The 3,292-nt window shown below is 43.2% G+C and carries 7 protein-coding genes; all 7 read left to right on the top strand.

Annotated features, from left to right (window positions below; all coding sequences use genetic code 11):
• Window positions 1-286: 286 nt before the first annotated feature.
• The 7 genes from ACWIUO_RS13510 to ACWIUO_RS13540 are packed head-to-tail and all read left to right on the top strand — an operon-like array spanning window position 287 to window position 3,194.
• Window positions 287-661, top strand: a complete 375-nt coding sequence (locus ACWIUO_RS13510; RefSeq protein WP_454178408.1) for a hypothetical protein — start codon at window positions 287-289, stop codon at window positions 659-661.
• A gap of 30 nt (window positions 662-691) precedes the next feature.
• Window positions 692-1,144: a hypothetical protein gene (locus tag ACWIUO_RS13515; RefSeq protein ID WP_454178409.1), complete on the top strand. Its 453-nt coding sequence runs from the start codon at window positions 692-694 to the stop codon at window positions 1,142-1,144.
• Window positions 1,126-1,470: a hypothetical protein gene (locus tag ACWIUO_RS13520; RefSeq protein ID WP_454178410.1), complete on the top strand. Its 345-nt coding sequence runs from the start codon at window positions 1,126-1,128 to the stop codon at window positions 1,468-1,470. The genes ACWIUO_RS13515 and ACWIUO_RS13520 overlap by 19 nt, the downstream gene beginning before the upstream one ends.
• Window positions 1,415-1,552, top strand: a complete 138-nt coding sequence (locus ACWIUO_RS13525; protein WP_454178411.1) for a hypothetical protein — start codon at window positions 1,415-1,417, stop codon at window positions 1,550-1,552. The genes ACWIUO_RS13520 and ACWIUO_RS13525 overlap by 56 nt, the downstream gene beginning before the upstream one ends.
• Window positions 1,501-1,770, top strand: coding sequence for a hypothetical protein (locus ACWIUO_RS13530; protein ID WP_454178412.1), 270 nt, complete (start codon window positions 1,501-1,503; stop codon window positions 1,768-1,770). The genes ACWIUO_RS13525 and ACWIUO_RS13530 overlap by 52 nt, the downstream gene beginning before the upstream one ends.
• Window positions 1,767-1,970: a hypothetical protein gene (locus ACWIUO_RS13535; RefSeq protein ID WP_454178413.1), complete on the top strand. Its 204-nt coding sequence runs from the start codon at window positions 1,767-1,769 to the stop codon at window positions 1,968-1,970. Before ACWIUO_RS13530 ends, ACWIUO_RS13535 begins: the two co-directional genes overlap by 4 nt.
• Window positions 1,971-2,006: 36 nt before the next feature.
• Window positions 2,007-3,194, top strand: coding sequence for a hypothetical protein (locus ACWIUO_RS13540; protein ID WP_454178414.1), 1,188 nt, complete (start codon window positions 2,007-2,009; stop codon window positions 3,192-3,194).
• Window positions 3,195-3,292 lie beyond the last annotated feature (98 nt).

Below are 3,292 nucleotides of genomic sequence, written 5' to 3' on the forward strand. Positions count from 1 at the left end.
CGTCATTGCGAGCAAATGCGACTTTGTCAAAAGTAGCATTTGCGTGGCAATCCACATTTGCCCCCGTCATTGCGAGCATTGATTTCCCCCCTCCCTTGCGGAGGGGGCTAGGGGGTGGGTAAATCCGTCATTGCGAGAATCTGCGAAGCGTAGCGAAGCAGATTCGTGGCAATCTATAAATAAAAAAACATTGTCATACTAAGGTTTCGCAATAAACCGAAGTATCTCAAAACCTCAAAATGTAAGTAGAGATATTTCGCGCTCACGCGCTCAATATGACAAAGAAATGTTCGTTATTACGAGCAAGGCTTTTGCCTTGCATGGCAATCCAACATTTTCGTCATTGCGAGCGCAACTTGTTGCGCGTGGCAATCTATTGTTTTTATCATTAAAAGAAATTGCATTTTTGTCATTGCGAGAATCTGCGAAGCGTAGCGAAGCAGATTCGTGGCAATCTATTGTTTTTATCATTGAAAGAATTGCATTTTTGTCATTGCGAGATTCTAGGCTTTTGTTAAAAAGACTAGAATCGTGGCAATCCAAACTCTACAAAGTCAAAAAAAATATATTTTGTGATTTTAGCAATATAGATTGCCACGCGCAACAAGTTGCGCTCGCAATGACGAAAACCACAACACTACAAAAAAACCCCACCCCCTAAGCCCCCTCGTGCTAAGGGAGGGGAAAATTTTTGATAACTCCACAAAATGGAGGGGGAACAAAAGGCAAAATGCTCTGCAAAGTATGGGGAATCTTTATCGTCATTGCGAGCAAAACACAAGACTTGCGTGGCAATCTACAAACAAAAAAACATTGTCTTACTGAGCGAAGCGAAGTATCTCAAAACTCCAATAATGTAAATAGAGATATTTCGCGCTCACGCGCTCAATATGACAAAGAAATGTTCGTTATTACGAGCAAGGCTTTTGCCTTGCGTGGCAATCCAACATTTTCGTCATTGCGAGCGCAACTTGTTGTGCGTGGCAATCTATTGTTTTTATCATTGAAAGAAATTGCATTTTTGTCATTGCGAGATTCTAGGCTTTTGTTAAAAAGACTAGAATCGTGGCAATCTATCATTACAAAATGCCAAAAACGCGCTTTTAGCAAATTTAATCAAATAGATTGCCACGAATTTACTTAGTAAATTCTCGCAATGACGCAAAAACCCTCACAATGCAAAAAAACCAACCACCAAAAAACCCCATAGATTGCCACGCGTTGCATTTAAAATGCAACGCTCGCAATGACGGATTTACCCACCCCCTAACCCCCTCCGCAAGGGAGGGGGAATCAAAACCCAAAAAAACCAACCACAAAACACAAAAACCCACACACTACAAAAAATCTCTACACTACAAAAAAACCAAAAAATCCATAGATTGCCACGAATTTGCTAACGCAAATTCTCGCAATGACGCAAACCCCCAACCACCAAAAAAACCCCATAGATTGCCACGCGTGGCATAGCCACGCTCGCAATGACGGGGTGTTTTTGGATTGCCACGCCGTGCAAGCACGGCTCGCAATGACGCAAACCCCCACACCATAAAATCCAAACCAACAACGCAAGAAAAAAACCCACCCCCTAACCCCCTCCGCAAGGGAGGGGGAATAAAAACCCAAAAAAACCAACCACAAATCCAAACCACCAAAAAACCCAAAAACCAACAACAAAACACAAAAACCACAAAAACCCACACACTACAAAAAAACAAAAAAATCCATAGATTGCCACGCATTGCATTAAAAATGCAACGCTCGCAATGACGCAAACCCCCCACACAAAACCAAAACCCAAAAAAAAACCACAAAAACCAAGCCAACACCCAAAACCCCGCACAAAAACCAACCCCCCAAAAAAATCCAAATCCCATTTGTTTTACACGATTTTTACATTTTTTGTATCTCATTTTTACTTCTTTTTGGCAAAATACCAAGCATTAGGATTTTGTGCCTACACCACATAGGCAAATCCTAAAATCAAAATCCCCAAAGGAGACAAAATGAAAAAAGTGGCTTTAAGTGGTGCGCTAGCTGCGCTAGTAGCGATACCTGCGCTAGGTATCGAAGTGTATAACAACGAGGAAAAAGGTGCTTCTGTAAATATTTATGGAAGTTTGCGAGGCTTTGTCGGTGGTAGTGGTGATTTGGGCAACATAGGTTTAGCCAACTATTCACAAAAAAGCAATACAGGACGCTTCCTAATCGGTTTCCAAAACAACTCCCACTTTGGTATCGACACCAAGTATGGCAAGCTAACCACCAAAGTAGAATTTGGCTTGAGCGAAAGCGGTTTTTTAGGAAGCAATGGTTATCCCGGGCTACGCAAAGTCTATGGCACTTATGATTTTGGCTCTGGCGGTAAGCTAACCTTTGGTAAGCTAGATACGCCTACGGTTGAGGGTGGGTTTCAGACCAACTTTGCAAATAATGACGCAGGTGGAAATGGCTTTGGCTCTATCACCACAGGCTCTCGCAAACTCCAAGTCCAATACGAGCACTCAGGGGCAAAAGTAGCTATCATCGCAGATGAAGCAGCAGGGGGCAATGCTACCGCTACTACATACGCTCAAAGATATGCTGAAAGCTCTAGACTAGACACTTTCCCTAGAATCGCCCTTAGCTATGAGTCCAAGCTAGGCGACAAAGGCAAGCTAAAAGCGGCTATCACTTATAAATACTACGACACAGACAAACAACACGCGACTGATACCAAAGATGTCCACGCTGGACACTTGCTAGTGGGTGCGAAATTTGGCGTGGGTGGAGACTCTACACTATCGACATTTTTCCACTACGGGATAAATGGGCATCTATATGGCGAGCAAAAAACTTCACAAAACACAGGTTTGTATGCTTACGGAGATGCGACTGACGCAGGGCTATGGGCGCAAAGAGCGGGCTTACTAGTAGAGTTTGGCACAAAGCTAAATGATACACTCTCCCTAGCAGCAGGTGCAGGCTACCAAGCGACATTTAATGGCAAAAAACAAAGAGGTGCAGGGGCTAATGGCTTGCAATCCATACACGGCTATCAAGTCTATGCAAACCTCCCTATCAATGTCGCAAAAGGTTTCCAAGTCGTCCCACAGCTTGCCTTCTATGACACTATCCAAACATACAAAGGCGCGGTAGACGCAGCTCACCAAAGCGCACTCGTAGGACTTGTCCGCCTAAAATACGACTTCTAAGACTTCTAAAAGAGGCTTTGACTACTTTAAGAGGTTTTGACAAACTTCTTTTTATGACTTCTGGGAGGGGGGTTTTCTACTTTAAGATGACTTTATTC

The sequence above is a fragment of the Helicobacter sp. T3_23-1056 genome (genome assembly GCF_053654535.1).

Bases quoted from the DNA above. Each gene is read 5' to 3' on its own strand.
- ACWIUO_RS13510 (WP_454178408.1), top strand. From the start codon at position 287: ATGTTCGTTATTACGAGCAAGGCTTTTGCCTTGCATGGCAATCCAACA.
- ACWIUO_RS13525 (WP_454178411.1), top strand. From the start codon at position 1,415: ATGACGCAAACCCCCAACCACCAAAAAAACCCCATAGATTGCCACGCG.
- ACWIUO_RS13535 (WP_454178413.1), top strand. From the start codon at position 1,767: ATGACGCAAACCCCCCACACAAAACCAAAACCCAAAAAAAAACCACAA.
- ACWIUO_RS13540 (WP_454178414.1), top strand. From the start codon at position 2,007: ATGAAAAAAGTGGCTTTAAGTGGTGCGCTAGCTGCGCTAGTAGCGATA.